Origin of the sequence: Neisseria sp. HMSC064E01 (genome assembly GCF_001808875.1) — a bacterium.
Taxonomy (GTDB): domain Bacteria; phylum Pseudomonadota; class Gammaproteobacteria; order Burkholderiales; family Neisseriaceae; genus Neisseria; species Neisseria sicca_A.
In genome coordinates this window covers 121,072-122,275 of the sequence record NZ_KV794946.1, presented here as the reverse complement: position 1 = coordinate 122,275, position 1,204 = coordinate 121,072, and the positions used below count along the sequence as shown (strand labels likewise).

Sequence of the window (1,204 nt, the reverse complement as noted above, 5' to 3'; positions counted from 1 at the left end):
GTTTTTTCAGTGGCGGCGAGTTGTTCGTTCAGCTGGGCGACGTTGACGGCGTCGGTGGCTTTTACGCCTTTGGCTACGTTGCTGATAGCTTTATTGCCCGCGTCGATGCCGTCGGCAGTGATGTTCACATCGCCTGCTTTCAGACCGTCTTTGCTCAGAGCCACTTTGTCGCCGACTTTGACGCCGTCGTTGTTCACAACGGTCTCGCCTGCGGTCAGGCTGTCAGCCTTCAAGTCTTTTGCGGTAGAAACTTTGTAAACGTTAGAACCGCCTGTTTTGTCGGTTTCAACGACGATGTTGTTGTTGCCGCTTTCCACACGACCTGAATTGGCTTTCAACTGAGCAACGTTGACGGCATCGGTATCTGCCTCGCCTGCGGCGACGTTGGAGATTTTATTGCCGCCGTTGTTCAAACCGTCTTTGGTCAGGCTGACAGGGTTGCCTGCTTTGCCATTGCCCACAGTCAATCCATTGTCGGACAGGACGCTGTCGCCAACAGTTACTTTGTTGAAGGATACGTCGTCTGAAGTCGCTACGGTGATGTTCTTACCGTCGCGGCTGACTTTGACGTTTTTGCCTTCTTTGAAGGTCACGGTGTCGCCTGCGCCGATTTTTTCAGACGAGGTTTCGTCGTTGGCGTTCAGGTTCCAACCTTTTTCGGCAGTTTCTTTAACTAAGGCAATCGCGTCGTGAACATTGTCTTTGCCTGTACCGCCGATATCGGTGAAGTTGACGTTGCCGTTGTTGTTGGCCGCGTTACCGCCGAGGATTTTCGCCAGGTTGGCTTGGGTAGCGTTCAACTGCTCTTCAGTCGCAGCTTGACCTTTGGTAGCGAAATCCGCACCGCCCAAGGCTTTGTTGCTCAGACCGCTGACAGTACCGTTTACGCCGTCGATGCTGACGGGTTTGCCACTGTCTTGTCCGATTTTGACGGTATCGGCAAGTTTCAGTTGTACGCCGCCTTCAACGGTTTCGCTGACAATGTTGCTGTCGCCTTTGATGTTGACAGTGTCGCCCAGAGCGTATTTGTTGCTGCCGCTCGTACCGCCGATATTGATGCCTTTGGCAATATTACCAGCGTTGGTATCGGCTTTCTGATCAACTTTATACAGTTGCGCTCCGTTAACAGCATCGGTGCTGTCAGCAGTAAGTGTGCCTTCGGCAACCTTAGTAATCTTGTTGCCGCCGTTGTTCAGACCGTCTT

General features: G+C 52.6%; 1 pseudogene. It reads right to left on the bottom strand.

Going from position 1 to position 1,204, the window contains the following annotated elements:
• Nucleotides 1–1,204: pseudogene (locus HMPREF2572_RS09175) on the bottom strand (hypothetical protein); the annotation flags it as partial.